This window comes from Flavobacterium sp. 90 (genome assembly GCF_004339525.1).
In the GTDB taxonomy this organism is placed as follows: domain Bacteria; phylum Bacteroidota; class Bacteroidia; order Flavobacteriales; family Flavobacteriaceae; genus Flavobacterium.
In genome coordinates this window covers 6,378,002-6,404,480 of the sequence record NZ_SMGE01000001.1, presented here as the reverse complement: position 1 = coordinate 6,404,480, position 26,479 = coordinate 6,378,002, and the positions used below count along the sequence as shown (strand labels likewise).

The following is a 26,479-nucleotide window of genomic DNA, read 5'->3' as shown; positions in this document are numbered from 1 at the left end:
TCCTGAATAATTTTTTTTATGATTTTTTAGCGTATTCAATGCAGAATCTTTTTCTCTGCAGCGGAATCAAAGTTTAATCAATTTTTTTCTTCTTAAATAAATCTAATAAATTTTCAATTTTTTCAAGTAGTTCATTAAAAGGAATAATTAGAACATCTTTATTGCTCCATCTAAACAATTCAAATGAAGAACCTTGTCCTTTCTTTTTATATTTTGAGGTATCGCCAGCAATAACGACGCAAATTGAGTTAAGAGATTCAGCTTCGTTACCTACTATTGTGTGATAATTTTTAAGCAACGTGTTTTTTTGGTCTAGAACTTGGATTATTGCACCTGTTAATTGATTGCTAACGGGATACAAGTCATTGCGGTATTCAGTTGCAGCAACTAATGTGGTTAAATGTGTTTTAATTTCGATAAAGGCGATGTTATTATTTATTTTGTTTCTGTACAGAAAATCTACGATTTTATCTTTGCTTCCAGTAATGTTATGCCCTCCGACATTTACTTTTTCACCTAGAAATACGGCAGGAAATGAAAAAATCTGACTAAAAATCCATGTATGTTTTTTAAAAAACTGATGCCATTTTTCTTCAAGTGTAGGTGTATCTGTTGTCTGCTTCAAATTTTCTTTGTATTCATTAACTATGTCCTCAATATAAACAATATCAAATTCTGTTTTTGCAGCAATTAAAGTTTCATGCGGTAAACCTGAATTAATTAACATATCTGTTAATTCTTCAGTCTCTTCTTTTGAAAACTTTATATTAGTATATCGATCAATAAATGATTGAAGCGTACCGCTTACATAATTTGACTTAGTTGGCGAATCAATTTCTGAAGGAAGTAGCTTATGTAAAATAGATTGATAAAGATTCTGGCTTTCATTTTTTTTGTTTTCCACGAATCCTCCTGTCCTTTTTTCTATTGCATTGAAATCTTTTACATTAAGAATCAATTTAGTTTTCTCAATTTTGGTCTCCTGATTTGAAGTAATTAATATTTCATTGATAGCCGGAAATTTTTCTTGAAAAAAGTAGAAAAAATTAGAAACGCCCTTAGGACTTGTGAAACCAAAACCTTTTGCTTCGTTAACTGAAATCCCGGATTTAATTATAGTTTTTGATTCAGTACTTATGCAAACTATTGATTTATATTTATGTTCTATTTTCCCATCTTTTTCGTAAAAGGGATAATATTTGATAGTTCCGTTTGACAAAATTTCTTTTGCAAGAAATTTTGTTTTATTGCCATTAATTTCTACTATGAAAGTGCTTTTAGTAGCTAACTTTTTATTCTCTATTAGTTTTATTCCTTTCATGTTTTTTAATTTATCTTGTATTGTTACCTTAAAACAGTAAATAATGAAATATACTTTTTACAAAGTAAATCTCTTATTTAGAATGTATTTTACGTAAATCCGTACTTTTTAAAATTTTACTCTGACTTTCAAAAGTATAAAATTGCTGCTATAATGTCTTAAGTACATATACCTGTTTATCGGTTAATACTTTTTTTATTGCGCATTCTTTATTTATTGGAAAGGAGGATTGGCTCTTAACAAAATAAAAGCAATGGCTGAAGACTTTACTTTGCTCTTACAAAAAACTTGCGAATTTGTAAAGGTGAAAGCCAGTGATTGATACTTACTTTTGCCAATTACGATCTTGCTTCTTATGATAAGAGCCAGTAGGCTTTTGTGACTGATGCGAGAGTCTATATAGCACGTTTCGCCGCTTCGGCAGACGATATCCGCCAGAATGTTGATTTCAAAGCAAAAGCTCAGAACGTGAAATGCCATGCTACATTAAAAATGAAAATAAGTAAATTTTATTTCAAAAGCTACTTGTAATTTTAAAGAGCCTGCCATATTTTTAGATAGTTTTTTTTTAAGCATACCGAGTATTTTGATTTAGTATCTTAAATGACTTGTCAATTCCGAAAATACGACTTAATTTCGTTACATAGCCAATCTATTACCTACCAGAGGAAAAGGCTCTATAATAATATGACCGAAACACGAAAATATTTTGAAGAATTAGTTTCAAACTTTGATGCACTTTGCAAGATTCAAAATGATGAAATTATTAGATTCGTTCTGTTAAAGAATCAACTATTTGCTCTTTTAAGTGAAATTAGTAATTATAAGCTATTGGAGATCGAAATGCCGAAATTATGTCTAGACATTGCACAGAGTGAAGATTGTAAAGACTTAGTTGAAGAGCAAAGCACACTTGTTTTAAACCTTGCTGACCAGCTTTGTTCTCTTTTAACTGGTAAAATTTGGTATGGTGGCGAACTACTTTATCACTTGAATAGACTTACTATTTCCTCGTGTCATCTGCCCAAACAAATACAAGAAGAGATAAATCGATTGGACGGTGAAAAAGATGATGGTTTGCAACTTCGAATTAGATTGCGAAATATTGAAGATCCTTCTGAGGCGATAAAACAATTGATTGAAAAAAATAAAATACACATTAATTCCACCGAAGGTAAGTGCAAAAAAATAGAACACGCAGTCTATTTAGATTTGAAAGAGCAATTAGATAAAAAAGTTTCATTCTACCGCAGTTATATAAGTGAACATTATCCCTTGGCAGCGAACTATTTTAACTTTAGTGCAAAATGTATCAAAGCCTATCTTTGCGATGAGAGAAAAGATCTGGTAGTTTGCCGCATTCAGTCGTATGAAGATCCAACCGATACTTCAGTTCATTTATCTGAACAAATTTTAGACTTTATTCCAAGACCTCCACACAATTGCGAAAAAATTGATAAACAAATTAGCTCATGGACCTGGTTTGGGATCAAGAAAAGCGACTGGAAAATTTCTGATGAAAATTTCTCAAAGGAAACCATACATAGAGAATTACTGTCAATTTATTTGGCTCATGCTGGAGAAAACGAATTGTTTGAGTTCGTTAAATTTTTCATCAAAAATGGAAATTTACAAGTAAAGTTCAATGTTGAGGACTATACATTTTTGACCATTGACGGAGATTCCACTTACGACTGTTTAAAGATTTTCAACAAGAAAGAAATTAATGAGAAAGATCTTGAATCAACTTTGGAAAAATTAAACAATTATTCGCCTAAGTATAATAAGCAGGTGATGTTTACCTCTAAACCTGATAATCTTGTTATTGATTATTTCGAAAAAAATCATGTGAAAGTCAAGTATATAAAAGATTTAACAGATTTATATTTTCAAAACGACCATAGCGAATTAATACATCTTTTTATTAAATCAAGACTTAATCTTATTTCATTTGGCGAACCAAATGAAATAAATGAAGGAAAATTACTTATTAAAGAACTACGTAACTGTCCTAGAGGAAAGGCGGGATGGCCAAACTATGAAAAAATTGGTGCAGAAGTTTTCAAATTTCTTTTTGCAGATTCCTTTGCTCCCTATATTGCAGAAACGCAAGCTTCTAATTCAGCTGACACTTTAAGAAGAGATTTGATAGTTCATAACAGTTTTCAATCAACCTCAACATTTTGGAGTCGCATTAATGTGGATTTCAAAGCTAAACTTTTGATAGTTGAATTTAAGAACTATAAGGATGAATTTGACTACGATACGATGCATTCAACAACAAAATATCTAAGTGGAAAGACAGGGAATTTCATTCTTATATTTTCAAGATTAGGGGGTAAACAGTCTATTCAAGACCAGCAAAAAGAGCTGTTAGGAGAAGGAAAGCTGATTATAACGTTCAATGATTTGGAGCTTATTGAAATGCTAGAAGAAAAAATCAATGGTAGAAATCCTCTTTATCGATTAGACCTAAAATATTTTTCACTTCTAAAAAAATAACTGTGCATAATTTGATTTTTCTCCCCATAATTAGAAAAGAGATGTAGAAGAACTTTTAAGCTTAAAAATTTGCGGCATTTTTATTGGTAAAGGAAGCAAAGAAATGCTATCGAACATAAAATAGAATATATTTGAAATGGATTAGAAAATGAAAGATTAATTACCTTTCAAAATAGAATGGGTGTGGAATTTTTTTGACGATAAATTTCAAATTTTAAGCAAACAAGGGTATGGATGTTAAGTGGATTGAATTTTTCACAGAGCTGGGAGTGACCACAGCAGGACAGATTTTAGTTTTTATTGCCATAGGATTTTTTGGAAAGAAGCTCTTTGAGTTTTTTTTCAATGCCTCCATTGAGATAAAAAAAGCCGAGTTAAACACAGAGCTGGAAAACTTCAAGCAAAACCTGTCTTCTGAGGCACAGAACCATAAGCTTGAACTTGATAAAAACCTGGAAAGCCACAAAAGCCTTCTGTCTCAGGCTTCTCAGGAAAACCAGATCCGTTTTTCAAAACTGCACTCCGACAGGGCCGAGATAGTTAAGAACTTATACTCCAAATTAGTAACGATGGAAAAGTCGATGAACTCGTTTATGGCGCCTTTTCAGGCTGCCGGAGATATCCCTCTAGAGGAAAAAAGAAGGATAGCGGCTAATGACGGAAATGATTTTTCAGACTATTTTGATTCCAATGAAATCTTTTTTAACGAAAATACGTGCAGTATTATTAATTCAATTAATGAAAATTTTGAAAAGGCATTTAATGAATTCACAGCAATCTCTCCTGGCCAGCCTAATGCGCAGAATGAAATTCTAAGAATGCACAAGTCAATGAATGCATATTATGATATTTTAAACAAAAAGGTAGTTGAATTGAAATCTAAGTTAAAGGCAGATTTCAGAGATACACTGGGCGTTAAATGAATAATTGCTTAAAACAACAAATGTTTTAAGCAATATTTTGACAGACAAGTATGCCATAGGGTTTAAGCCCTGACAATTATTAAAGATAACGAATGCTTACGGTATTAAATGATTTTTACAAGCTCCTTCAGCTATCTATAAAATAGCCAGATACTGCCCTTACGTCTAGCAAGAGTCTATTTTCAGAGGATCTGCTGGAATTATCAGTGTCTGCGACTGCAAAAAAAGACCGGTATCCATCAGCTAGTTTTTTTTCTTATAGAACCCGTTTGTGAACAGGCAGTGGTGGAGTTTGCAGATTTCACACATAAAAGTATGAGAGAAAAATGAAATGTACAAAAATAAAAAATGAAATCTACATTCATTTTTTACTCATATTCGTAACTAAAGATTTTTTCCTCAGCTTTTTTGTGTAAAAAGCCGTCAGTTAGATAACTCCAAAATTATTTTAAGCACAAGAAGTATAAATTTTATCTGTTGAAGAGATATTGAATGTTCGATATTAAATTTTTGAAATATTTTTTTTAAAATAATGATAACCTTCCCGACTATAAAAATGTTGGACTTTTTGACTGCTATGTAATTTTTTTTACGATTGCTTTTTTTGTTTTTTAACTTTTTAATTTTCATGATCTGTAATATTTACTTTGTTAGATGCTGCAAATATTTAGAACATGACAAAACGTTATCAGGCTGACCTTATAAAACCTTATATTTAATTTTTCGAAGCAAAAATCAGCTGTTATAATTTTCGGAAATGTATTTTTCCGCCTCTTTTTTGTATTGTTCGGATATGTTTGAAACGTCTAGTTTCGAGTTTATTGGCAGACCAATTTTATCGCCGATAATTTTGCATAATATTTCAAGGCTTTTATCAGGTAAAATTTTGTTTTGTTTTAGTGCCTCCACAATTCCTCTGACTGCACCTTTTTTCCTTTCACTTATATTTGCTTTACCATCTATGGTCAGGCCTAAATCTTCCAGAAGCTGCATGATGAATTTTTGATTTCTTTTATTCGTGATGGTCCCGAATTCCGGTTTGATTTCTAGCAAGTGTTTCTGTTTCACCTCCAGTACTTCCGGCGGGGCGTTAAAGGTCTCTCTCAGAAAATCAGCTTCGATTGTTAAAAATTCTTTGAATAAAACTGAATATTTATCCACTGCATATTTAAAATCGCTTTCATCCTGGTACTGCTTGAATAAAAGTTCCCTCTGTTTAATTTCTTTAATCCTGCTTTGGAGATACAATACTTTTTTACTAGGCTCGGCATTATCTAATATTTTTTGAAGTTTATTCAATGCAATGGTAAATACTTTTTTTAGTTCTTCGTGTACATTTTGAAAGTGATAATCGATCGGCACGCTGTATTTGTCGTAATTTGAAAAAAAGTCCATTTGTGCTTTTTTTCCGGCCTTATAAAGTTTTTTATTTAGGACCATTTTATTTATCAGCATGTTAATGTCACTGAAGTCATTGTCCAATGTGATGAAAATATTTTTGTTGTCAAAAAAGTTATTATGTGCGACCAGTATTTCCCAAGCAAGTTCGCGTACAATAATCAATTCCTTAAGATTTTCAGCAGTTTCTCCTATATTGTTTCTGAAGAACGCATTGGTTGTAAAATAGTTTATCAGCACATGCTGTCTGTCATCAGCAAGCATGTGAAGAATATCTTTTTCTTTTATTTTATTATACCTGATTCGATTGGCATCATATAATTTTAAGAGATAATTTTTAACTTCTTTTTCGCTATTCTCTTCATCGTTGATATAATTATACATTGCGTCGGCTAAGTTCTCTATTTCTTGAGCTGCTTCGCGCTGGACCTTTTCTAGTTCTTTTTCATAATCAGGAAGAATATAGGGTTGCTGTATCCGTGATTCATTTACGAGTGTGCCCAGCCAAAAACCAATTTTTTCTATAGTATGGAAAACTAAAAATTCATTGGTGAAAACTTTTTTCGGCCCGCCCTGCATAACATCCGATAGATTTTTAATGGAATTGTAGTCGGCTTTATTCCAGTGGAACTCATTATTTGCAAAAGACCTGTAGTTTTCCAATAAGGCATCATTTTCAAATTCTTCGAGGTTAAAGTCTTCAAAAATATACAATTGAGAAAGTAAAATTTTGAGATCATTAGGATCATTTCCTGTATAATCCATAAGATTTTTTATAATGGTTTTTTGCATCATTATAAAAAAAAATGGGTCGTCAATCTCAAGACAGTGCTGCTGGATTTTTTCTATCAGCATAGAGCTCTCATAGCTTATGATGGCAATTACTTTTTCTGACTGCCATTTGATAATTTTGTAAAAGTCTTCCTCGCTTAAATTACGGTATTGCGGGTAGTGATGGAAGAAGCTGTTAATTTCCCCATTAACGAATTTTTCGTACGTGTAGGCCGGACTTTCTGCCAGGAGTTCATTTCTTTGGGCGCGCAGTTTATTTCTGTATATACCCAAGAAGACCGCTTTTTTTAAATCCTTGGTTTCATCAATATTCAAAAGGTATGCACGGCTTGCGAATTGCGAAACCAGCCAATCGGCAGAAGTACAGTTTTCAGTATAGAAGGGATATTTTGATTTTTTAATCTTTCGTTTGACCAGCTTAAATTCCTGATCGATAATTTTTAAACTTTCAAAAATATCAAGTCCCTCTATTTTTGATGTTATATTTTCATTATAATACTTTTCAGCTTTTTTTGTGGCGGCTTTCAGACTGCCGACCACCTCGGATCTGATACTATTGTCTATTGGTCTATTGAACATTCTTGAAGTCTTTTAAATTTTATGTCTTTGCATATGAAGCCGATTTATTTTAGTGCAATTTTTGCAATGCGGCCTTGTGAAAAGATATTTATTAATGGAAAAAGAAGTTAGATCTGATACTGCTTTGGTTTAATAAAGCTCTGCGCTTTTATAGGTTTTCCCCTTCAGGCAGTTCAATCAGGTTTTGTCTTTCCGAGGCGGTGATTTCGGTTTCGTCGATTTCCTGCATGGAAAGATAGCGGAAATTGATATTGATGATATCGGAGTTTGGAATTACCAGATATCTGCTTGAGATTACATAATACTGCTGCTCCGGATCGTTATCGTTTTCGAGATATCGGCGTATCGGATTGCGCAGATGGACCGCTTCGAGGTCTCCCTTGCTGTCTATGTAATAATTAAAATATTCTCCTGTATACAGGACGCTTCTGCCGTTCACTTTACATAAGACATTTATAATCTTATCGGTTATTTCTTCGTACTGGTCGGGAACGTCGGGAAAATCAAGACATTCTCCGGTAAAGATGTAATGCCATTTATTGGAGAATCTGAAGTATCGGACTTTTCTATCGATGTGGCGCTTCCTTACAAGTTCCCTAAGTCCAAGACCCGCAAAAAAAGACAGTACAAATAAGATAAAATTATAGCAAAAGATGGCATACTTGAAGCTTCCGAGCTGTCTGAAGCTGTCCTCCGATTTAGCCGGCACTGCCAGAATAAGATTGCCCAACTGTTCAAAGTCGACGTAGTAGCTTGTGGCATTGTGCAGTACTGCAATAAAAATGGTATGGAAGGCCAGTGAGGGAATGATCGACCACGTCAGGTCATTGACCAGATTCCTGTTGTAATCCTTAACGCTTAATTTTGAAGAATTATAGGCATTTCGGGCAATAAAGCCGGGGGCAAGTATAACAAACAGCAGGATTGTCGTAAATGCGATATTCATATTTTAGCCCAGTTCGCGAACTCTAAAATATTTTTCGCCAATTTTGATAACCTGAGGTTCAGAGCTTACCGAACTGATTTTGTGCGCAATCCTAACCAGACCGCTTCCGATTTCCGGGGTGCGGTGCGCTTTGATTACGGCTTTTTCTCTAGCAGGTTCTATTTTGCTCATTTTAAAAGTTTTAAACATGTCAAATATACAACAATTTTTGTTCCAAATTATTTTTTCGCGCCTAAATCGGCGTAGGTCTGTTTAAACGGCAGGACTGCGCCGCAGATCCGGGCGTTGCAGACGCTTTGTCATATTAGTAGTGCGGACATTTTCATGGTTACGAAAAAAAAAAAAGACGATCCGCCGCGGTGCGAACGGCGGAATCTCTTTTTATATTAAACGGGCTATAAGTCCCGGAGGGCGGGGGAGGGGCACGAAGCCGTTATGCGCATGCAGCGTCCGGGCGACACTATCTTGGCTGCCCTTTTCACCCGTTTCGAATGAAAAAACTAGAAGCAAATACATTGCGTTTCAATAAAGAAATGAAAAATGAAGCAGTAAAGTATGTGGAATATTGGTAGACTGATCTTCGTATTATTTTAATAAAAATAAAAGTGGCAAAACGTCACAGATGGCCGCATCAAAGCAAATGATACTGTACGCAAAAAAACTGGTACTATTTAGTCGGGTTTAAAGCTAATGCTCTTTTTCTTTATCTATTGAGATTTTGGGATGTGAATTACAGCAAAATTTCAAGTATATGTCTAAGCAGTTTTGCCCCACATTATGCAAACCTTCTAATTGGAATGGAAAGTAAAGAATACCGTGCTTGCAAGAAAATGGCCAGCTAATTAAAGTATAAGTATAGTATTGTAATAAAGTATATTCTTGTAATTGTTTTGAAGTGAGTTTTATAAAGTGCATGAACCTGCAGAGTGTAATTTTCCCCGCTGAAGTCCTAGAATCTGAATGAATACCAAATAAATAAATTTATTTAATAGACCCTTGACTTCTGTAACTTTGTCGAAATACTAGAGACAAGGTTTAAAATTATCTGTCAAAATTGGAAAAATAACTTGTATCGATGCGAATCGATAAACATTTGGCTTTGGTATGAAGAGATTATACATTTTTCTAAAAGCAGTGTAACTCCATTTTTGGCAAACAAATTTTGCTACAAAAAGTTGAACGGGATTCGTATTGTTTTAGATGTAAATTTGTAATTATCTTAATTAAGGGATGTTTTTTAGTTTAATTCTTTCTTTAAATTATCTATTAAAATATTATAATAATGAATCATGACGGCTAATTCGTCCCCACTTTCAATAATAATGTGAGTATCCAGTTTTCTAGCCACAACCGCGTCGCAAAAGTTATTTAATTTATTTGTATTGTATAATAAATTCTGAAAATCAGCGGAAGTCATGTTATATTCAAATAAATGTCCAAATCTACTGTCGAATGTAAGTATAAAGTGATAAAATTCCCTAAAGACTAAAGTTAACTTTCGAAATGATTTTAAATGTTCTAATCTTACATCATCTTTTAGATCTTTATTCATAATAACATCTGTTGACGTAATTAAGTCATTACCTATAGCAGTTATTTCTGGCAGAAAGGAAGTTAGTTTGTCATAACAATCAAGCTTACGTATTAATAAATTTATTTTTTTGCTTTCTTCATTTGATTGTTTACTAACAATATGCGTAAGAAGACCAAGTATAATTAAACTGCTGAGAGAAATAACCGTATTGAGTGTTCCGCCGATAAAATCGCCAAAAGTTCCCCAAAGAGCAAGGTCATCAGAAAATCGTTTTCCGCCAAAATGATATAAAAAGACCATTATTGGCAATAACAGAAGTAACAATGATATTAATGAAATTATAAACAAAATGTTTTCTTTAAAGTATTTTTTCATATTTGTAATTTTTTTAAATAATTTCTAGTTTTCTTAATCAGAATCATAATATACTTTTAAAAATGAAATGATTAGCAAAGCACATTAATGCTATTTCATGCCAAAGTATTATTAGATCTTTAATTATTTATAAATTGTATTTTATTATCTGATAAATAGCTGTTAAATTTCAAACATACGGTGTATTTGTACACGCATTAATGTTCTTCGTTTAATTTTGTATTGTAATTTTTCTTCAGTATCTAAACCTTCTTTTACCATTGTAGCTAGGTTTTTAATGACATAGGGTATTTCATCTGGTTCGTAGCCGTATGAGAACAATATTTCCTTGATTGTTAATGATACTATACCGAGAGCGAAGCTCTTATGCGGTACTAATCTCAAGATGAAATGTCTAGACTTGCTTAAATACTCGTCAGATTTTCCTGGAATCATTTCGTTTATAGTTTCGTAATTTTGGCCGCTAATATATGCCTCAAATATTGGCACTATTTTATGAAGGTTTTTACTGATTGCGCTGACGTCATAGTTTGTGACTTTTAAGCCCAGTGCTCTTGCTAACTGTGCGCGACTTGATGGGCTGGAAAACATCTCATAAATGTAAATTTCATCACTTTGTAGCCAGTTAACGAACCAACTAATCCAATCTGAAACTGAATAAGCGATAATCTGTTCCAAGTCTAATTCTGATATGCTCTTACTTAATTTTTCAATAATATTAGGATTGATACCAGTCTTAAGACTAATTGCTTCAACTGACTTGTCATATAGAAGATCATGCGAAAGATTTTCCCGCTTTATAATTAGTTCATTTATTTTCGCTGAAATTTTATCATCACCTTCCAAATTTGCTTTAAAAAATGCAAAAGAATTACTGAAAATTGCTTTTATTGAGGCTTCTTCTGTTTCGTCACTATGAAGGCGTAATAAGAGGCTGTTAACATTTTGTGATAGCAGCTCATTATCATCAAATGCAGTTACTTCATCTAAAAACTGTGTCATGGGATCGTTGATTACAAGGCATTGGTCACTTTTAGCAAAAACTCTTTTTTGTAGTTCAATCCAGTCTGTAGGAGCAGTTAATTTGTTTTCAAAAGTTATGATTTGACCTGGCACCAATATTGCTACTCCCTGTGCTGCGGTGCCAGCTCTTCCGGCTCTTCCAGCTGCATTTAAAATTTCATGAGCTAGTAATTTTTCGGATCCATCTGTATCTTCATCAAATCGATCGTCACCAGCAATTATAACTACTTCGGCTGGTAGATTTATACCTTGCGCCAAAGTCGCAGTCGCGACAATTGCGTGTATTCCTTCCTTAGATTTAAATAGTGATTCGTTTAATTGTCTTTCAATCGGTAGAAGTAGACCATGATGTACTGCAACTTGAAAAAGAGGATTATAGAATGAATATTGCAGATCTCCAAGCTCCATTTCAATACTCGTTATTCTAGCTTGATTTAGCTGGTTAAAGGTTTCTAATTCTAAATCTTTTTTATCAAGTTTTGAATTAAGTCTGCGGGCTGTGCTTTTTGCAGCGACAGGATTATTGACGAATAAAAGAGTTTTCATACCAGCATTTACAAAAAATGCTGCAAGTTCGCTAGCTACTGCATTTCTATTACTGGTAATTTTCCAATATGGACTGACTTCAAGGTTAAATTTTTTGTTAAAGAGTTTTCTAACAAAAAAATCATCTGGCTTGTCTGCTTCCCATTTATTTCGAAGGCTGTAAATCTGATGCGCTGTTGAATTAATCTGCGTTTTAAGCCTAGTTGGCACAGTCTTTCCATTATAATTCTTTCGAAAATCTGAGATAATTTTTTCTAGTTCTTTAATTTCATTTTTGGGATAAATTATACAACTTTGGAGTTGTCGGGTTGGCTTCCAATCAGAATTAAAAGTTTTACACTCCCTTCCAATCACATGTTCCACCCATGACGAAATTTCTTCTCCATTTTCAACCATCGCAGATATTAGTAAATAATCTGCTGCGGGAACTTCAGTAAAAAGTTTTAGTAAGCAATACATTGCGTCGAGACTTCTTTTATCAAGTTTTTCAGCACGGCCATGTACTAAATGAAACTCGTCAAAAACAATTAGTCCGATATCTTCAAAACTTTCAGGATTAATTGCTAGAAGTGTTAGACACCTTTCAGGTGTCATGACATTAATTGTTTCAAGAACTCCATTTTCAAAATCAGTAAATTCACCACCAATTTCTAATTTGTCTGAATCTATGTAATCAAAAAGGGTATTTAAATCACGATTTATTTGATCCTCTAGGGCATGTGTGGGTACCAAATACAATACTGATTTGCCTGCCATAATTGTAGAAGCGATTTTTAGCTCAGCTACTGTAGTTTTACCTGCACCAGTGGGAAAAGTTAACACAGCAGAGCATCCAGAATCCAAGAATCCAGAGTGCACTGCTTCAAAATGATTTTCCCATAGATATGGTCTAGATTCAGCAAGCTTTTGTAAAAACATATGCCATTCTTTTGGAACTGTTTCTGCTGGTGCTTTTACATTTATCACCCCTCTGCTTAAAAGCCGATCCTCTAAAATATCAAGTAGTGTGGCTAAGTGAAATGGAGCAGAATAGCACCTTTTAATTATTATATCCGTGAAAGTCATATCAATTGATGCCAAGTCGACTACATTTTTAAAGTAGCTTTCCCTGGTCGATGTAATACCCAATAGTACTGATGCCATTTGCTGAAGGCCTAACAATAGCTGAAGCCACAAATAATCTTCGGCTTCTATGTCAATTTCATTATCATTGTAATCTCTGGTGGCGGGCTCAAGTGCTCGTAAGCTTCCAAGATTTCCCATAGCTAAAAGACGAATAGCATTTGATAATTGAAATTTAATGGAATCGTCAGTCCCAATTGCAATTCTTACAGCGATTTCTGCGGCATCAGCAGGACTGTCACCAATTAGAAATAATAAAATTGAGGAAATCCAATTTGGGACACTGTGAGATTCTAATGTTTGTGGGGAAAAAGAATATTTTTGATCCCTAATGAGTTGAAGTAAGTTGTGCGCAGTTCCAGCTACAAAAGCTGCTGATACCTGATTGCTGTCTTTCTTACTAAGAACAGTAAATGACTCTAAATTGTTTGCAAGTTTTCTTAACTCGTGAATATCTTTTTTTAGCTTTGGCGAAAGTTTTTTAGAACCATCCAAAGACATTCTAACTGAAACAATTCGGGCGTAAATTTTCGTTAGATACTGAGGTAGATTTTCAGTATTTAATCCCTCAATGTGAGGAGCTTTTTTAATGACTTCTTCCGTTGTAGTATTGTACATCTTATGGTCTTTGTGTTTCTAAATATGCATAAATCTCGGCGGAAAAATCATCCATCCATGTCCTTATATCAGGTTGACTGAATGTTAATGCTTGTCTTCTATTGTGATTTGTTCCAGATACACATTTGTCGTAACCTTTGAAAAGTCTTTTTCTTTTCTTCGCATTTGAATGGGACGATTTAGGAGTTATACCAGCTCTATAGATTCGATTCGAAATATTATAGATATCGTTTTCAATAATCCTGTCAATTTCGGCTTCACTCAAATTGCTAAGAAGTACCGTTATCTGGGTGACTAAATGGCTATCGAATTCACCTGTTTCAAATAAATTAAACTCCGGCCAAACATCATTTTTCAATGTGGTGCGTGGGTTTTCAGTATATTTATCTTCTGAAATTATTAAATTTTGAACTGTATTAGCCGTAGTTAATATTAAGCCCAATCCATCTATTCCGTGCTGTGCGGGGTTAGTATGAGGGGCCTGTAACATCAGTTTTTGACCGTGTTGTTCCACACGTAATGATATCCAAGTCATCATTTGGAAAAGCCATCCGTCACGTTTCCATCTTTCAACATCTGTTTTAACAACCAGTTGTCTTTGTGCGCGATTTATCATTTGATCGGTAGAAGCGGATACATTTCGATGTTTAGCTGCAAGGATAGTTGCGACATGGCTATGTTTTCCTAATAATAATAATCCAACATGCGATGCAAGTAGTTTACGATCATTTACCGTAAGCTCAATCTCGTATAATAATGGATTATGGTTAGTTCTTGAATAGTTGTATGGCATAGTGTATGAAATTTACTGCGAGAAAGTTAATTATTTATTTAGATATTGATGACGAATTAGTTGCACAAACTGTAATTTTTATTTGATTTTTGCTGAAATAGAAGACGGAATTTACTTGCGAAGTCATTTTTCTTCTGAATTATATTCTCATTTGTCAATGATAAAAGACTTGTGAGTTTGGTTCTATTCCCGACATTGTTTCTAAAAGAACAGACAAACAAGACTATTTATCTTAATTCGTCATAAGAAATCAGATGTTCCGCTATAGAAAAAAAAGGAAAAGTAGAAGTAATAGCCAATTGTTTGCTCAGATTGTGGTAGGGGAACAATCTACAATATGTCTACTGTTTACTGTATGCACTATCTTGGCTATATTTTTTCGAATTAATAATGTTTTTTTATTATTTCATTATAACAGATCTATCTTTGAATGTAAATTCATATTTTTGATTGAAATCAAATTTTCTCTGTAAATGGATATTATAAGTGACGTCGAAGTAAAGGTTGAATTAGATAATATTGCTGGAAAATTTCCTGCATTTAGCGGTAAAAATTACCCACTAGAATATTTAGGAGCCAGAGAATTTGAACTGCTATCATATTTTATTTTTAAAAAAGATATCGAAAATGGGATCTACAAGAATAAAATTGATTCGGTCTTACTTATGAAGGGAGGCAGTGATCGTGGAAGGGATTTATTGCTTCAATTCAAATCAAAGAATGTTGGGATATTACAATGTAAAAGATATGAAGGATTAATAACCAAGCCGGGACTTGGTAGAGAAATTATAAAGTTTGCAATTCATGCTATAAAGGATAAAAGTTTAATTACTGACTTAGAAGACTTCACATATTATTTTGTCGCACTAAAAGGATTTAATGAACCGGCGACCAAGTTTTTAACTGATTATAATAAAGATGCAATAGATGAGGTATTGTTAAAGCCTTGGACGGAAGAAGTATTAGCTGACAATGAATCATTAAAACATCTAAAATATGAGAATATTTTTGATGATCTTATTTCAATTCTCAGTAAAATAAAAATAGAGCCAATTACCGGGCATGATCTGGATCAGAAACTAAAAAATAGCAAAGATATCTTAGCTATGTTTTTCGAAGTTGAAAAAGTTGCGAGTGAAGATATGCTTAGAACGGTACTTGCTGAATTTACTGGTTTTAAAAATGATCAAGATTTAGAAAAGTTACGTGTTAAGCTTCAGCATATCCCAAAAGAAAAAAGAATGTATTTTGGTTTGTTTGATGTCTACGGATATGATTTAGGTTTTTATAAAAGGATTACGAGAGATGCAGAGCTAATTAATAAGTTAACCGTAATCAGGTCAGAATTTTCTAAACATTTTGTAGAATATTTAGGTGAAGAAATAAATAAATACATTTTACTCTTTATTTCAGGAAAGACTGATGTTTCCCCATTTACTAAATCCATACTAAATCCATATCTGTTCAATAAGTTTGCAGCAATTTACAGCAGAAGTGAATTAGGTTTTTTAAAAGACCTGCTTACCGAAGGTGCAGTAGCAGATTTAAAAGAATCAATTGAAGACCACAAAAACGATGCTTTGAAAATTGGTCAAATGGTTTTAAATGGTGATTATTCTTCCTTTTATGGAGAAGGAGGAACTGTTGGAAATGAAAATAAATTTAGCTAAATTTCTATATTGCGATTTTAATTCTGTGGATGAGATGGATACCCGTTTTAAAGAAGACATGAAAATCGTTAAGCCTATACTAGATTATATAGAGTCGGAAATTCAAAAAATAATGCCTACCAATCCTACAATTATTTTGGGTAATGGAGGATTGGGTGAGTCGGAAGAAGAACTTAGAGAATTATTCGAAAAAGTTCAGAAGCTCAATTAGACTGACGTTTAATATTTTATGTATTTAAAGGAGGATCTGTTAAGTACATTAATTTACCAATTGTAAAAATATGGATAAGGAGAATGAGTTTGAAAATTCATTAGGAAAGACTTTGTTGGAATCTGACTTAAGTAAGGTGTCAACGGAGGTTTTAGAAGCGGTATTGGATCAGCATTCAGGAGTTGAAGGAATCTTAAAAGATCTACCAGTTATTGGAGCTATAATTGGAGCCGGAAAAACGATACTTTCGGTTCAAAATTATTTGTTTACCAAAAAACTGCTATCGTTTCTTAAGGGATTATCAGAGGTTGATATGGAAGTAAGGAAAGATGCTGTTTTGAGAATTAATTCAAGCAAAAAATATGGACAATCGGTTGGCAGTAAATTGCTGCATATAATTAACAATGCTCACGATCATGTTTCCTCTGCCTTAATAGCAAAACTTTTTGTTGCTTTTATTGAGGAGAAACTTTCTTATCAGGAATTTTGTAAAGCATCAATGATAATCAATAGGATTGATTTCTATGACCTTGAAGAGTTTTTGAAACTGCCTGATAATGCGTATGGTCAAAACGGAACTAATGGAATTGGTCTAGAGGAACTAGATAATTTTCTTATAAATGCCGGATTATGTTCAGCAGAATCAAACTCTGTTAGTGTTGAAGATCAGGATGATTGGAAATCCAGCGAGAAATATGTTGTCAAGGGAGGAGAAACTTTAATTTACAGAACAAGTATCGGCACAAAAATTTATCAAATACTTTCCATTGACAATTAAGGTTTAGTCAAATGTGAACTTCTTTTAAATTGCAAATACTTTGCTTTAGTTTGATAATTAATTGAATTACTGCGATTTGTGATATGATTGTAAATTTAGTAAAAAAATGCAGTATGTACAGCCACACACTTACATTATCTACTGCCAGAGCACCCATTCCAAATGAGGTTTGTATAGATTTTGTTACATCCCTGATCAACACAGGTGCTGCAATGGTAGAATATTTTGGATTTGAGATAGACCACTGTGAAGATTATTTGGAGGAAGATATGGCGCAAGTCAATGAGCAGAACTGTTATTTTGAGTTTTATTTTGATACGGAATTTCCAATAGATTATGACATGCTTTCTGAAAAACAGGTTGATCATATTTTGTTCGAAGCAATAGAAAAATCCGATGGAATTAAACTTCAATCCGATGGGAAAGACATTTTGATTTATCTGTGACTATTCCTGGCCATGCTCAATATCAGTACTATTATCTGAACTGCCCAGAAGAGCGGGGTCATCAATTCCCGGCTGAAAATATCTAAATCCGCCATTGCCATCGTCAATTAATCTGATGGAATCTGGCCAAATTACATCAACAGTAACTTTGTCTTTTATGTATTTTTCGATTTCAGGCAGCACAATATCAAAAACTTGTTCCATTTTTTTCTCATATAGTTTTTGAATATCTTCCGGTGTTAAATTCTCTGAGTTATCCTTGACAGAGGATAAAATAAATTCTTTGAGATGTTCCTGAGCAGACATGATATGGTCTGTATATGGATCATCTTCTTCAAAGAACCCCATAACTTCCGGGTTGTGTTCATATTTGAAATGTGTTTTGGAATAGAGTTCATCCAGAAAGAATTTAACAAAATGATCTGCAGAAAATACTTTATTGCCCATAATACGATATTTTATTTAGTTTGAAATGCGATAAGGTTCCCTTCATAGGGGAAGGCAAAGTCTTCTATTTTAACCGACTGGTCCAGCCAAGCCGTTTCATCCTGTTTTTTAAGCATTATAGGCATCCTGTGCTTGTGGTTGTGCACGAAGTCCATTAACTTATTTGCTTTAGTGGTCACCATGGTGTAGGTGTTTTTAATCTCATCGGTTACCGGATCCGTCCACGTGGAATACAAGCCTGCAAAAGTGAAGATTTCATCATCCTGCGAGTTGATCTGGTACTTGTCCTTGCTTTTTCCCTTTTCGTCATTCCAGTGCCATTCGTAATAGGCCGAAGCGATTATCAGGCAGCGGTTATGGGTTATATTATTGAATGACGCTTTCTCGTCAATGGTTTCTATGCGGGCATTGAGCGTGTTTTTTCTGAACTCAATGTCTTTTGCCCAGGACGGCAGAAGCCCCCAAGTGTAATCCGTTGTGATAAGGTGCGGAGAGGAATTGAGTATCACAGGGATGTTGGGGTGTGAAAACCCATTTATAAAATCCGACTGCAGATAAGTCTCCTCATTGTCGAGTTCTGCATTAAAGCGTCTTTTTAGATCTTCTATCGAGGCATTCTGCTGGGTATAATAACACATAATTTTCCGTTATAAGGCTGTTTTAAAAATGTCTTATTCTGATACTAATATATCATTAAGGGGGCTTTTATTTTTTTCATTGCGCTTAAGTTTGGCAAAACGATCTTATGGAATCTTACCCAATAGACATCAGACGCATTGAAAGGCTTATAAAAGAAAATGAAAAGCGAAAACAAAAGCTTTGGAAAAGAAACAGCAGAAAACTGATGTGCCTTATGCTTATTTTTCTTTTCCTTTTCTTGCTTCTCTATCAAATTTAATTCATTCTTAGGACTTTACATAAAAAAAATTAGAATTTCATTCTGTGGCGCGGCAGATTGATTTCATGTTCCTGTGGATAAGGCTGGCGGTGGGTGCTGCTGATATCCTGTTTTATATTGTGCTGCGTGGTATATCTTTTTTCCGAGTCCGAATATCTTGGATCAGGAATGAAAGGCATTTTCGCCATCCTTGAAATGGTGATGGTCGGAAAATGATAGTCAATTTCCACGGTTCCCAAAAGCAGGTAGCAGCCGCCTCCCTGAAAAGGATTATTTGCCAGACTGTCAGGGAAATGCGCCGTATCAAAATAGGCTCCTTCATGGTCGATCCATGTCCCGAAATACATATTGCCCCTTTTGGTCGGCACCTGCTTGGTCGAGATGAGGTAAGCCAGCATGCGGACCTGCTTTTTATGGTATTTCAAAAGGTCGCGCACCATCACATCCCCGCGGTGTCTGGTCTGCAGCAGATCAAAAACGGTGCAGGATACAGGGAAATTCAAAAGCTCGATTTCATCAAAGGCATCTTCGAATACCGAACGCTCCAGAACAGGCAGCTTAAATTCTTTGGCGGGCTGTTCAATGAGCATGAGCCCGCGGTTCTCGGGCTTAAAATTATTCATCAGAAGGCTTACCTGCACCAGCAGCTGATTTTTGGTTTTTCCCGTAAAGCGGAAAGCGCCGATGAAAATAAGCACCTTTATATTCTCGATGCCCATAGGAACCCTGTTTATAAAATCTTCGAGCGATTTATAAACTCCGTTTCTCTCGCGCTCATAAGCGATGAAGTGCGAGAGTTTGGAATCAAGGCCCTGCAGGTGCATAAAACCCAGATAAATATCTTTGCCGTAAAGAGCAGTCTCATATCCGCTTTTATTCACGCAGGGAGTATGGATAACAGCGCCGGCCATTCTGGCTTCGTGCACATAGATTTCAGTGCGGTAAAAACCTCCCTGATTATTGATCACAGCAACCATAAATTCAACAGGGTAGTGTACCTTGAGGTAAAGGCTCTGGTAGCTTTCAACGGCATAGGATGCCGAGTGCGCCTTGCAGAAGGAATAACCTGCAAAGGACTCGATCTGGCGGTAGATTTCATGGCTCAGCGCTTCGGGATGCCCTTTTGCGGCGGCTGAAATAAAGAAATCATCCTTTACTTTCTGAAGTGCCGCTTTTGAGCGTCCCTTGCCTGACATGGCACGTCTTAAGATATCTCCGTCGGCGGCTGAAAGCCCGCCGTAATGCAGGGCAATTTTGATCACGTCTTCCTGATAGACCATAATCCCGTAGGTTTCTCCAAGCTCCTTTTCGAAAACAGGATGAAAATATTCAAATTTTGACGGGTTGTTATGTCGGAAGATGTACTCCTTCATCATTCCCGACTGCGCCACTCCGGGACGGATAATCGAAGAGGCGGCCACAAGTGTTTTATAATTATCACATTTCAGGCGGCGCAATAGGCCGCGCATGGCAGGACTTTCAATGTAAAAGCATCCGATTGTCCGGCCCTCGGCAAGATACACGTTTGCGGACTGTTCGTTTTTTGACAGTCTCGTGTCGCGGATATTGATGCGAATGCCTCTGTTCTGCTCAATTATCTTCACGGTATCATCAATATGTCCGATGCCTCTCTGGCTGAGGATGTCAAATTTATCAAAGCCGATATCTTCAGCTGTATGCATATCAAAGAGCACTATGGGAAATCCTTTCGGAGGCATTTCCAGCGGCGTGTAATTGGTCAGCGGTTCTTCCGAGATCAAAATCCCGCAGGAATGCATGCTTCGCATGTTGGGGTATTTCTCGAGCATCATGCCGTATTCCTGCACCAGCTTGACAATAGAATTGGTCTGGTGGAGCTTCATGGGATTTTTTGCCAGCATATCCAGCTCATCTTTGGGAAGGCCGAATACCTTGCCGACCTCCCGGAAAATCGAGCGGTATTTGAATTCCACATTGGTACCGCAGAAAGCTACATTCTCATAACCGTAGCGGTCAAAGATGTATTTCAGGATCACATCCCTTTCTTTCCAAGACCAGTCAATATCGAAATCGGGAGGGCTTTTACGGTTTTCATTCAGGAAGCGCTCGAAATACAGATCAAGTTCCAGGGGGCAGATATCCGTTATTCCCAAACAGTAGGCAATAATGCTGTTGGCGCCAGATCCCCTTCCGATATGAAGGAAACCGCGGCTGTTGCTGTAGCGTATGATATCCCAGGTAATGAGAAAATAGCCGCTGAATTCAAGGTCATTGATGACTTTTAGCTCTTTTTCCACACGCGCTTTCGCTTCGATATTATGGCGTCCGTAGCGCCACACCAGACCTTCCTCGGCCAGTGTGGTTAAAAGGGCAATGTCCCCAGCTTTATTTTTGGTGTAGTGTTTTTTGTTTTTCGGGCTTTCGAAATCATATTTAAAATTACAGTGCTCGATGATGTACTGGGTATTCTCGATGATCTCGGGATAATCTTTATACAGGGCGATAAGTTCCGCTTCGGGAATCATGATATCCGATTTTCGGCAACAGTCATCAGGGCCGAGTTTGGAGAGAAGCTCATTGAGGTCGACTGCACGCAGGATTCGGTGCAGGTTGTATTCCCTTTTGGTACGGAATACCACTGGCCGCAGGATAACCATTTTGGAAATCTTCTTTTTAAGCTCAGGCATAAAAAGCCTGCCGAGCTGGTCAGGCTCAATGCCTATAAATTCATTTTCGCCGAGCTGGTCAGGCGCATTTTCCAGACCATAAATAAAATATACCGATTCCAAAGCCGGGGCCTTTTCAGGAAGCGGAGCACCGCTGAAATTATGATCGGTCAGAAAGCGGTTCATTTGGGCAAGCCCTGCTGCATTTTTTGCAAGACCGATATAGCGCAGGTGGTGCCTGCAGCGGAATTCTATCCCGACAAGCGGTTTTATGCCTTGAGCCTGGCAGCCTTTTATAAAATCATAAATCCCTGTTACGGTATTGATGTCGGTCAAGGCTGCTGCCGTGACACTGCAATGGGCTGCCTGCCAGATCAGATCATCCAATGGAATAGTGCCGTAGCGCAGGGAATGATAGGAGTGGCAGTTGAGAAACATGATTTATTTTTTGCGTTTTAAAATTTCGTCTTTATTGTTGGGTTTGAAAGATGCGCCGGCGCATCTCATAACGGCATCAAAGCCGTAACGGGTCTTCATCCTGTCCATTGCCTGATAGAGTGAAAGCATTTCTTCGGTATCATTGAAAAGGTCAATCTGGTAGGTTCCCCTGACAAGGCCGCTGAAACGGACTCCGATAAGGCGCAGCCTCATGCGGCGCTGGTAGAGCTTGGTAAAGAGATCTGTCACTGTCTGGGTCAGAAGGTGATCTGCTGAGGTGTACTGGACTCTGGACTGTTTGGTTTCGGTATCAAAATTGGCGTACCTTATTTTGACAGTCACCGTTGAGGTGAGCCACTGCTCGGCGCGCAGCTGATAAGCCAGTTTCTCCACCATGCCCTGAAGAATCCTGTTTAGTTTCAGAACATCAATAGTGTCCTGTGAAAAGGTATGTTCAGTTGAAATTGATTTTCTCTCCGTATAAGGCTCTACAGGGGCGTTATCAATTCCATTGGCTTTTTTCCAGAGTTCGGTTCCGTTTTTGCCGATCATCTGCTGCAGGGATTCGGCAGGCATTTCAGAGAGTGTGCGGATGGTGCGGATGCCGATGCGGGAAAGAAGCTCGAAGGTTTTCTGTCCGACCATCGGGATTTTTCTAATGGAGAGCGGATTCAAAAAGGACTGCACCAGATGCTCGGGAATTTCAAGGTTCTGTTTCTGCTTGCCCTCACCGGTTCCGATTTTCGAAACGGTTTTGTTCACAGAAAGCGCAAAGGTGAGGGGAAGACCAGTTTCTTTTGTGATGCGCTGTGCGAGTTCATCGGTCCATTTATAGCTGCCGTAGAATTTATCCATGCCGGTGATGTCCAGATAAAATTCGTCAATGCTGGCTTTTTCCACCACGGGCGCTTTTTCTTGAATGATTTCTGTAATGTCGTGTGAAAGTCTCGAATAGAGTTCCATATCTCCTTTCATAATTTTTGCCTGAGGGCAGAGCTTCATGGCCATATGGATCGGCATGGCCGAGCGCACGCCGAATTTTCTGGCTTCATAGGAGCACGAAGCCACAACGCCTCTCTCACCGCCTCCAATGATAAGCGGTATGCCGTTAAGTTCAGAATTTGTCAGTCTTTCGCAGGATACGAAAAACGTGTTCATGTCGATATGTACAATAGCCCGGCTCATAATCTTAATCATTTTATACAGACCAAAATTAGTACAGTTGGTAACAAATTTTAAAAATAAAATGTTCCAAATAATAACAAAGTTTAAAAAGCCTTATTTTTAGGGGCATAAAAAAAGCACCCAAATCGGTGCTTTTTTCCTTTATTAAGAATTTACGGAAGGATCAGAATTATTCTGAAGCAGGTTCTTCGCTGATCGGCTGGCCTGCTGTTTTTTTCATAAGCAGGTAAAAATCTCTTAAATGCCACCATGCCGGACAGCGGTCTATCGGGCCGTTAAAATTTCTGATGGTGGTATAACAGCTGTTGAGGAAAACCTGAGTGTCGGTGATCTTCGCCCATTCGGTCCATACTACTTCCTTTGGCGGCGGATTGCTCTCAAAATGGCGTTTTATTTCTTCATGATTCATAGGGCAAAATTACTTAAAAAACCAGAAAAGCGCAAGGGTATGAAAGATTAAAACGCCCTTAAAGGGCGCCTTCATCTGCAAAAGAGTAATAGGTATCGGGTGTCACGATCAGGTGGTCGAGCAGCGGAATATCCAGCAGTTTTCCTGCTTCGCGGATTTTACGGGTCATATTCCTGTCGGCTTCGGAAGGTGATGTTTTTCCGGAGGGATGGTTGTGGGTGATAATGATCCCGACGGCGGCAGCTTTCAGGGCTGCCGCGAAAAGCAGGCGCATATCAACCACAGTTCCTGCAATGCCTCCTGAGGAAACCTCGTAGATTCCAAGAACCCTGTTGGACTGGCTGAGCAGCAGCACTTTGAACTGCTCAAAGAATTCTATCTTGCCGGGATCCCAGCTGTCGAGCAGCAGTCGGTAAGCATCTCTGGAAGAAGTGATACACGGTCTTTCAGTGCTTTTTACTTTGGTTTTATAGATCAGTTCGATTTCTGATACTTTCTGCCAGTCTGTGTTTTGATGTTGATTTTTCATAATTGCTGCAGTTTTAAGATTAATTACAGCACCGCCGTGCGGGCAGGGACAAGCGAACGCAGAAAGCAACGCAATAAAGCAGGAGCGCAGCCCTGCATTTATGGGGGAATTTTTTGCGGAGAACCGAAGGCCGTGCCCGAACTTTGTGATGAAATTGACTTAACATTCCACAATAGCCCCTAAATCAAGATCAGCCAGTGAACCTTAAAGTGTCTGCGCGCGCAAAAAAATACCGCAGTGTAAAATCTGCGGTATCAATAGTTAAATGGGTTAAGCGGGAGCAGTCTGCTTTTTTCGTTTTTTCAACCGCCCGGCAATCTCAGGCAGATTTTTATTTATAATCCTAAGAATCCTGTTGTGATATTTAGTGGCTCTATTGCGAAGCCCCCTGCACTGGATGATTTCCATTTTTGAAAGGGAGATTTCAATGGTTTCCACGGGTCTGTTTTCAATCTGCGCCGAGAGTATCAGCGAATCTTTCTTTTTATAATACTCGTTGGTAAATACGCAGTGGTGGAGCGTGTCGCCCTCCTGAAGAAAATCCTGCACACAGTCAAGGACTTTTACGGTAAGGTCATTATCGGTAAAAGAAAGTCCGAAGAACTGTTTTTTATCATTTTCATAAATCGGCTCTGCTTTCTGTATTTCAGCACGCAACTGCGCAAGATGCTTTCTGCGCTGTATGTCCCTTTTTTTGGCAACAAGCCTGTCATGTGCCTGGTCTAAATTTTCAGGGCAGACAAGCTCAGAGGAGCTGAGGTCTTTTTTGAACCATCGGAGCAGGGCAATATAATCCTCCCAAATTTTTATGTCCTGAATCTGATAACGCTGTTTAAGGCAGGTTTTTACTGCCTGCCAGTTTTCACGCAGATGCTGTTCATGCGAAGTCAGGTAATGCTTGAGCAGAGTGGTCTGCGAACTTTTTAAAAGGGTTTCTGCAATACAGTCCTTTAACAGGGCAGTAAAGAGTATCTGCGGTGCAATGCTATATGTGGAAGTCTTAAAACCGTTTCTTTTCAAAAGCGGAATCACTTTCATGTGCGGATAAACCTTATAGGGATTGATGCGGTATTTTGGCGAGTTCTGAAAATCCTTTGGACGGATTTCCAAAGGGGAATAGTACTGCCATGCATCATAGGCATTGGAAAAAACATTGGTGCTTCTTGAGATGGTGCGCACTTCCCCTTTTGGATTTATCCAATGCTGCATGACTTCCGTGTGGGAATAGGCGGGAAGAACATTCTTTTTCATGTTCTTGTGCGAGCAGATGATACGCACCACCTGATACCCAGAGCAGGTTTCGGTGAGGGCGCAGTATTCGATTTCCCTGAAATGCACCTGATTGTACTGATGCATTTTGAGTTTCCCTTGACAGGCGGTGCAGTTGATATAATTCAGGCAAGACTGGCTTTGGCTGTCGGGCTTCCACGAATGGGTGCATTCCAGACAATGGAATTTTCCCCTTGAGAGCACCGCCCATTTCAGGAAAATGTTTTTTTCCGCCCAATGATGCATCTGCGCTGTGATTGGGGCTAGGGTGGTACTTAAGGCGCTGATTTCTTTTTCTGTAACTGTTTTGGGTATCATAAGTCAAAGAGTGTTAGGGTTTTCTGTACAGGCTTCACGGATTGTACTGCCACTGTTTTTTGAACTGTGTTTTGAGATACTGCGGGGGCAGTCGAGAATAAATCAGGTTTAGCAGTGGGGCTTACTGCTACTCTGCATTGAACAGGGGCAGGCGTTCCAATCGTGTCGTCTGTGTAGTACTTCACAGCCATGTCAAAGATTTCCTGATTGTCAAAGGCGGATTCCCCTGTTTTTTTGACCTCGCCGAAAATGTAGTTAAAACAGCTTTCAAGGTTTTTGCTCTCTTTTTTATAGTCCGCTGAAAACAGGGCATCGTTCTGCGCTTTTTCGCTCAGGTAGCTTTCTATGGCGGTTCTAAATTTCTCTGATGCTTTCATAAAGGAAGATTTAAGATTGAAAAAGCGTTATTCAAAACTGTTTCTGTAGATGTCAAAACAGTATTCTTCAAAGCAGAGCCAGCATACAAAAGTGTAATGGGGCATTCGGTGGCGGTTTTTGACAGATTCCTCAAGGGAATCTTCAATTTCGTATCGGATATTTTCCAAATCATCCAAATGCTGTATATAGAATTTCTTGCAGTCCGAGCTGTAGACAAACTCTGAAATCATACCGCAGATGCATCCGCTTTTCTGCAGGTCTTCGAGGAAAGATTTCAATTGCTCTTTTTTTGTCCCGTCATAAGATTCCATATTGGAAAGGACTATTTTTTTAAACTGAGCAGATACGGGATATTCTATGTAAACTGATTTTTCAAAGGCTTTCAT

The 26,479-nt window shown here is 37.0% G+C and carries 22 protein-coding genes; 6 read left to right on the top strand and 16 right to left on the bottom strand.

Annotation, left to right across the window (positions count from 1 at the left end; genetic code table 11):
- Nucleotides 1–73: 73 nt before the first annotated feature.
- A complete protein-coding gene (locus tag C8C83_RS26080) occupies nucleotides 74–1,321 on the bottom strand; it encodes a Shedu immune nuclease family protein (RefSeq protein ID WP_121325668.1) in 1,248 nt (415 codons plus the stop codon).
- A 687-nt stretch (nucleotides 1,322–2,008) separates the two neighbouring features.
- Between C8C83_RS26080 and C8C83_RS26075 the strand changes: the two genes are divergently transcribed.
- Both C8C83_RS26075 and C8C83_RS26070 read left to right on the top strand, forming a co-directional pair.
- Nucleotides 2,009–3,823 (top strand): hypothetical protein, encoded by a 1,815-nt coding sequence (locus C8C83_RS26075; RefSeq protein ID WP_121325666.1) that lies wholly within the window; start codon nucleotides 2,009–2,011, stop codon nucleotides 3,821–3,823.
- 230 nt (nucleotides 3,824–4,053) lie between these two features.
- Nucleotides 4,054–4,746: a hypothetical protein gene (locus C8C83_RS26070; protein WP_121325664.1), complete on the top strand. Its 693-nt coding sequence runs from the start codon at nucleotides 4,054–4,056 to the stop codon at nucleotides 4,744–4,746.
- A 735-nt stretch (nucleotides 4,747–5,481) separates the two neighbouring features.
- Here the strand turns inward: C8C83_RS26070 and C8C83_RS26065 are convergent.
- The 6 genes from C8C83_RS26065 to C8C83_RS26045 form a co-directional block, all read right to left on the bottom strand.
- Complete coding sequence (locus C8C83_RS26065; RefSeq protein ID WP_121325660.1) at nucleotides 5,482–7,515, bottom strand: hypothetical protein; 2,034 nt, start codon at nucleotides 7,513–7,515, stop codon at nucleotides 5,482–5,484.
- A gap of 148 nt (nucleotides 7,516–7,663) precedes the next feature.
- Nucleotides 7,664–8,461, bottom strand: a complete 798-nt coding sequence (locus tag C8C83_RS26060; protein WP_121325658.1) for a hypothetical protein — start codon at nucleotides 8,459–8,461, stop codon at nucleotides 7,664–7,666.
- Nucleotides 8,462–8,464: 3 nt separating this feature from the next.
- On the bottom strand, nucleotides 8,465–8,632 hold the full coding sequence (locus tag C8C83_RS27310) for a hypothetical protein (protein ID WP_158598121.1): 168 nt from the start codon (nucleotides 8,630–8,632) through the stop codon (nucleotides 8,465–8,467).
- A 1,066-nt stretch (nucleotides 8,633–9,698) separates the two neighbouring features.
- On the bottom strand, nucleotides 9,699–10,370 hold the full coding sequence (locus C8C83_RS26055; RefSeq protein ID WP_121325656.1) for a hypothetical protein: 672 nt from the start codon (nucleotides 10,368–10,370) through the stop codon (nucleotides 9,699–9,701).
- A gap of 162 nt (nucleotides 10,371–10,532) precedes the next feature.
- Nucleotides 10,533–13,679 (bottom strand): DEAD/DEAH box helicase, encoded by a 3,147-nt coding sequence (locus C8C83_RS26050; protein WP_121325654.1) that lies wholly within the window; start codon nucleotides 13,677–13,679, stop codon nucleotides 10,533–10,535.
- Between the two features lies 1 nt (nucleotide 13,680).
- A complete protein-coding gene (locus C8C83_RS26045; protein WP_012025556.1) occupies nucleotides 13,681–14,472 on the bottom strand; it encodes a hypothetical protein in 792 nt (263 codons plus the stop codon).
- A gap of 473 nt (nucleotides 14,473–14,945) precedes the next feature.
- On the opposite strand from C8C83_RS26045, the gene C8C83_RS26040 reads away from it, so the two are divergent.
- The 4 genes from C8C83_RS26040 to C8C83_RS26025 all read left to right on the top strand — a co-directional run bounded on the left by C8C83_RS26040 (nucleotide 14,946) and on the right by C8C83_RS26025 (nucleotide 17,577).
- Nucleotides 14,946–16,142: a hypothetical protein gene (locus C8C83_RS26040; RefSeq protein WP_121325652.1), complete on the top strand. Its 1,197-nt coding sequence runs from the start codon at nucleotides 14,946–14,948 to the stop codon at nucleotides 16,140–16,142.
- Nucleotides 16,123–16,353: a hypothetical protein gene (locus tag C8C83_RS26035; RefSeq protein WP_121325650.1), complete on the top strand. Its 231-nt coding sequence runs from the start codon at nucleotides 16,123–16,125 to the stop codon at nucleotides 16,351–16,353. Before C8C83_RS26040 ends, C8C83_RS26035 begins: the two co-directional genes overlap by 20 nt.
- Before the next feature lie 70 nt (nucleotides 16,354–16,423).
- Nucleotides 16,424–17,131 carry a hypothetical protein gene (locus C8C83_RS26030; protein ID WP_012025554.1) on the top strand — a complete coding sequence of 236 codons (708 nt, stop codon included), beginning with the start codon at nucleotides 16,424–16,426 and terminating at the stop codon, nucleotides 17,129–17,131.
- Nucleotides 17,132–17,244: 113 nt separating this feature from the next.
- Nucleotides 17,245–17,577 (top strand): hypothetical protein, encoded by a 333-nt coding sequence (locus C8C83_RS26025; RefSeq protein ID WP_233565956.1) that lies wholly within the window; start codon nucleotides 17,245–17,247, stop codon nucleotides 17,575–17,577.
- On the opposite strand, the gene C8C83_RS26020 is transcribed toward C8C83_RS26025, so the two are convergent.
- From C8C83_RS26020 to C8C83_RS25980, 9 genes are all read right to left on the bottom strand, one after another.
- Nucleotides 17,578–18,024 (bottom strand): hypothetical protein, encoded by a 447-nt coding sequence (locus C8C83_RS26020; protein WP_121325646.1) that lies wholly within the window; start codon nucleotides 18,022–18,024, stop codon nucleotides 17,578–17,580.
- Between the two features lie 11 nt (nucleotides 18,025–18,035).
- Nucleotides 18,036–18,662, bottom strand: a complete 627-nt coding sequence (locus C8C83_RS26015) for an SOS response-associated peptidase (RefSeq protein ID WP_121325644.1) — start codon at nucleotides 18,660–18,662, stop codon at nucleotides 18,036–18,038.
- Nucleotides 18,663–18,951: 289 nt separating this feature from the next.
- Nucleotides 18,952–22,005, bottom strand: a complete 3,054-nt coding sequence (gene dnaE / locus C8C83_RS26010) for a DNA polymerase III subunit alpha (RefSeq protein WP_121325640.1) — start codon at nucleotides 22,003–22,005, stop codon at nucleotides 18,952–18,954.
- A gap of 3 nt (nucleotides 22,006–22,008) precedes the next feature.
- Nucleotides 22,009–23,190, bottom strand: coding sequence for a DNA polymerase IV (gene dinB, locus C8C83_RS26005; protein ID WP_199735274.1), 1,182 nt, complete (start codon nucleotides 23,188–23,190; stop codon nucleotides 22,009–22,011).
- 169 nt (nucleotides 23,191–23,359) lie between these two features.
- Nucleotides 23,360–23,599, bottom strand: coding sequence for a hypothetical protein (locus tag C8C83_RS26000; RefSeq protein WP_121325636.1), 240 nt, complete (start codon nucleotides 23,597–23,599; stop codon nucleotides 23,360–23,362).
- A 58-nt stretch (nucleotides 23,600–23,657) separates the two neighbouring features.
- On the bottom strand, nucleotides 23,658–24,128 hold the full coding sequence (locus C8C83_RS25995) for a JAB domain-containing protein (protein ID WP_121329881.1): 471 nt from the start codon (nucleotides 24,126–24,128) through the stop codon (nucleotides 23,658–23,660).
- Nucleotides 24,129–24,398: 270 nt separating this feature from the next.
- On the bottom strand, nucleotides 24,399–25,715 hold the full coding sequence (locus tag C8C83_RS25990) for a PcfJ domain-containing protein (RefSeq protein WP_121325634.1): 1,317 nt from the start codon (nucleotides 25,713–25,715) through the stop codon (nucleotides 24,399–24,401).
- Nucleotides 25,712–26,092: a Cas9 inhibitor AcrIIA9 family protein gene (locus C8C83_RS25985; RefSeq protein WP_121325632.1), complete on the bottom strand. Its 381-nt coding sequence runs from the start codon at nucleotides 26,090–26,092 to the stop codon at nucleotides 25,712–25,714. Before C8C83_RS25985 ends, C8C83_RS25990 begins: the two co-directional genes overlap by 4 nt.
- A gap of 27 nt (nucleotides 26,093–26,119) precedes the next feature.
- Nucleotides 26,120–26,479, bottom strand: coding sequence for a hypothetical protein (locus tag C8C83_RS25980; RefSeq protein WP_121325630.1), 360 nt, complete (start codon nucleotides 26,477–26,479; stop codon nucleotides 26,120–26,122).

What these genes read in the sequence shown, in the direction of transcription:
- C8C83_RS26080 (WP_121325668.1), bottom strand. Translation starts at nt 1,321, where the DNA reads ATGAAAGGAATAAAACTAATAGAGAATAAAAAGTTAGCTACTAAAAGC.
- C8C83_RS26075 (WP_121325666.1), top strand. Translation starts at nt 2,009, where the DNA reads ATGACCGAAACACGAAAATATTTTGAAGAATTAGTTTCAAACTTTGAT.
- C8C83_RS26070 (WP_121325664.1), top strand. Translation starts at nt 4,054, where the DNA reads ATGGATGTTAAGTGGATTGAATTTTTCACAGAGCTGGGAGTGACCACA.
- C8C83_RS26065 (WP_121325660.1), bottom strand. Translation starts at nt 7,515, where the DNA reads ATGTTCAATAGACCAATAGACAATAGTATCAGATCCGAGGTGGTCGGC.
- C8C83_RS26060 (WP_121325658.1), bottom strand. Translation starts at nt 8,461, where the DNA reads ATGAATATCGCATTTACGACAATCCTGCTGTTTGTTATACTTGCCCCC.
- C8C83_RS27310 (WP_158598121.1), bottom strand. Translation starts at nt 8,632, where the DNA reads ATGAGCAAAATAGAACCTGCTAGAGAAAAAGCCGTAATCAAAGCGCAC.
- C8C83_RS26055 (WP_121325656.1), bottom strand. Translation starts at nt 10,370, where the DNA reads ATGAAAAAATACTTTAAAGAAAACATTTTGTTTATAATTTCATTAATA.
- C8C83_RS26050 (WP_121325654.1), bottom strand. Translation starts at nt 13,679, where the DNA reads ATGTACAATACTACAACGGAAGAAGTCATTAAAAAAGCTCCTCACATT.
- C8C83_RS26045 (WP_012025556.1), bottom strand. Translation starts at nt 14,472, where the DNA reads ATGCCATACAACTATTCAAGAACTAACCATAATCCATTATTATACGAG.
- C8C83_RS26040 (WP_121325652.1), top strand. Translation starts at nt 14,946, where the DNA reads ATGGATATTATAAGTGACGTCGAAGTAAAGGTTGAATTAGATAATATT.
- C8C83_RS26035 (WP_121325650.1), top strand. Translation starts at nt 16,123, where the DNA reads ATGAAAATAAATTTAGCTAAATTTCTATATTGCGATTTTAATTCTGTG.
- C8C83_RS26030 (WP_012025554.1), top strand. Translation starts at nt 16,424, where the DNA reads ATGGATAAGGAGAATGAGTTTGAAAATTCATTAGGAAAGACTTTGTTG.
- C8C83_RS26025 (WP_233565956.1), top strand. Translation starts at nt 17,245, where the DNA reads ATGTACAGCCACACACTTACATTATCTACTGCCAGAGCACCCATTCCA.
- C8C83_RS26020 (WP_121325646.1), bottom strand. Translation starts at nt 18,024, where the DNA reads ATGGGCAATAAAGTATTTTCTGCAGATCATTTTGTTAAATTCTTTCTG.
- C8C83_RS26015 (WP_121325644.1), bottom strand. Translation starts at nt 18,662, where the DNA reads ATGTGTTATTATACCCAGCAGAATGCCTCGATAGAAGATCTAAAAAGA.
- dnaE (WP_121325640.1), bottom strand. Translation starts at nt 22,005, where the DNA reads ATGTTTCTCAACTGCCACTCCTATCATTCCCTGCGCTACGGCACTATT.
- dinB (WP_199735274.1), bottom strand. Translation starts at nt 23,190, where the DNA reads ATGAGCCGGGCTATTGTACATATCGACATGAACACGTTTTTCGTATCC.
- C8C83_RS26000 (WP_121325636.1), bottom strand. Translation starts at nt 23,599, where the DNA reads ATGAATCATGAAGAAATAAAACGCCATTTTGAGAGCAATCCGCCGCCA.
- C8C83_RS25995 (WP_121329881.1), bottom strand. Translation starts at nt 24,128, where the DNA reads ATGAAAAATCAACATCAAAACACAGACTGGCAGAAAGTATCAGAAATC.
- C8C83_RS25990 (WP_121325634.1), bottom strand. Translation starts at nt 25,715, where the DNA reads ATGATACCCAAAACAGTTACAGAAAAAGAAATCAGCGCCTTAAGTACC.
- C8C83_RS25985 (WP_121325632.1), bottom strand. Translation starts at nt 26,092, where the DNA reads ATGAAAGCATCAGAGAAATTTAGAACCGCCATAGAAAGCTACCTGAGC.
- C8C83_RS25980 (WP_121325630.1), bottom strand. Translation starts at nt 26,479, where the DNA reads ATGAAAGCCTTTGAAAAATCAGTTTACATAGAATATCCCGTATCTGCT.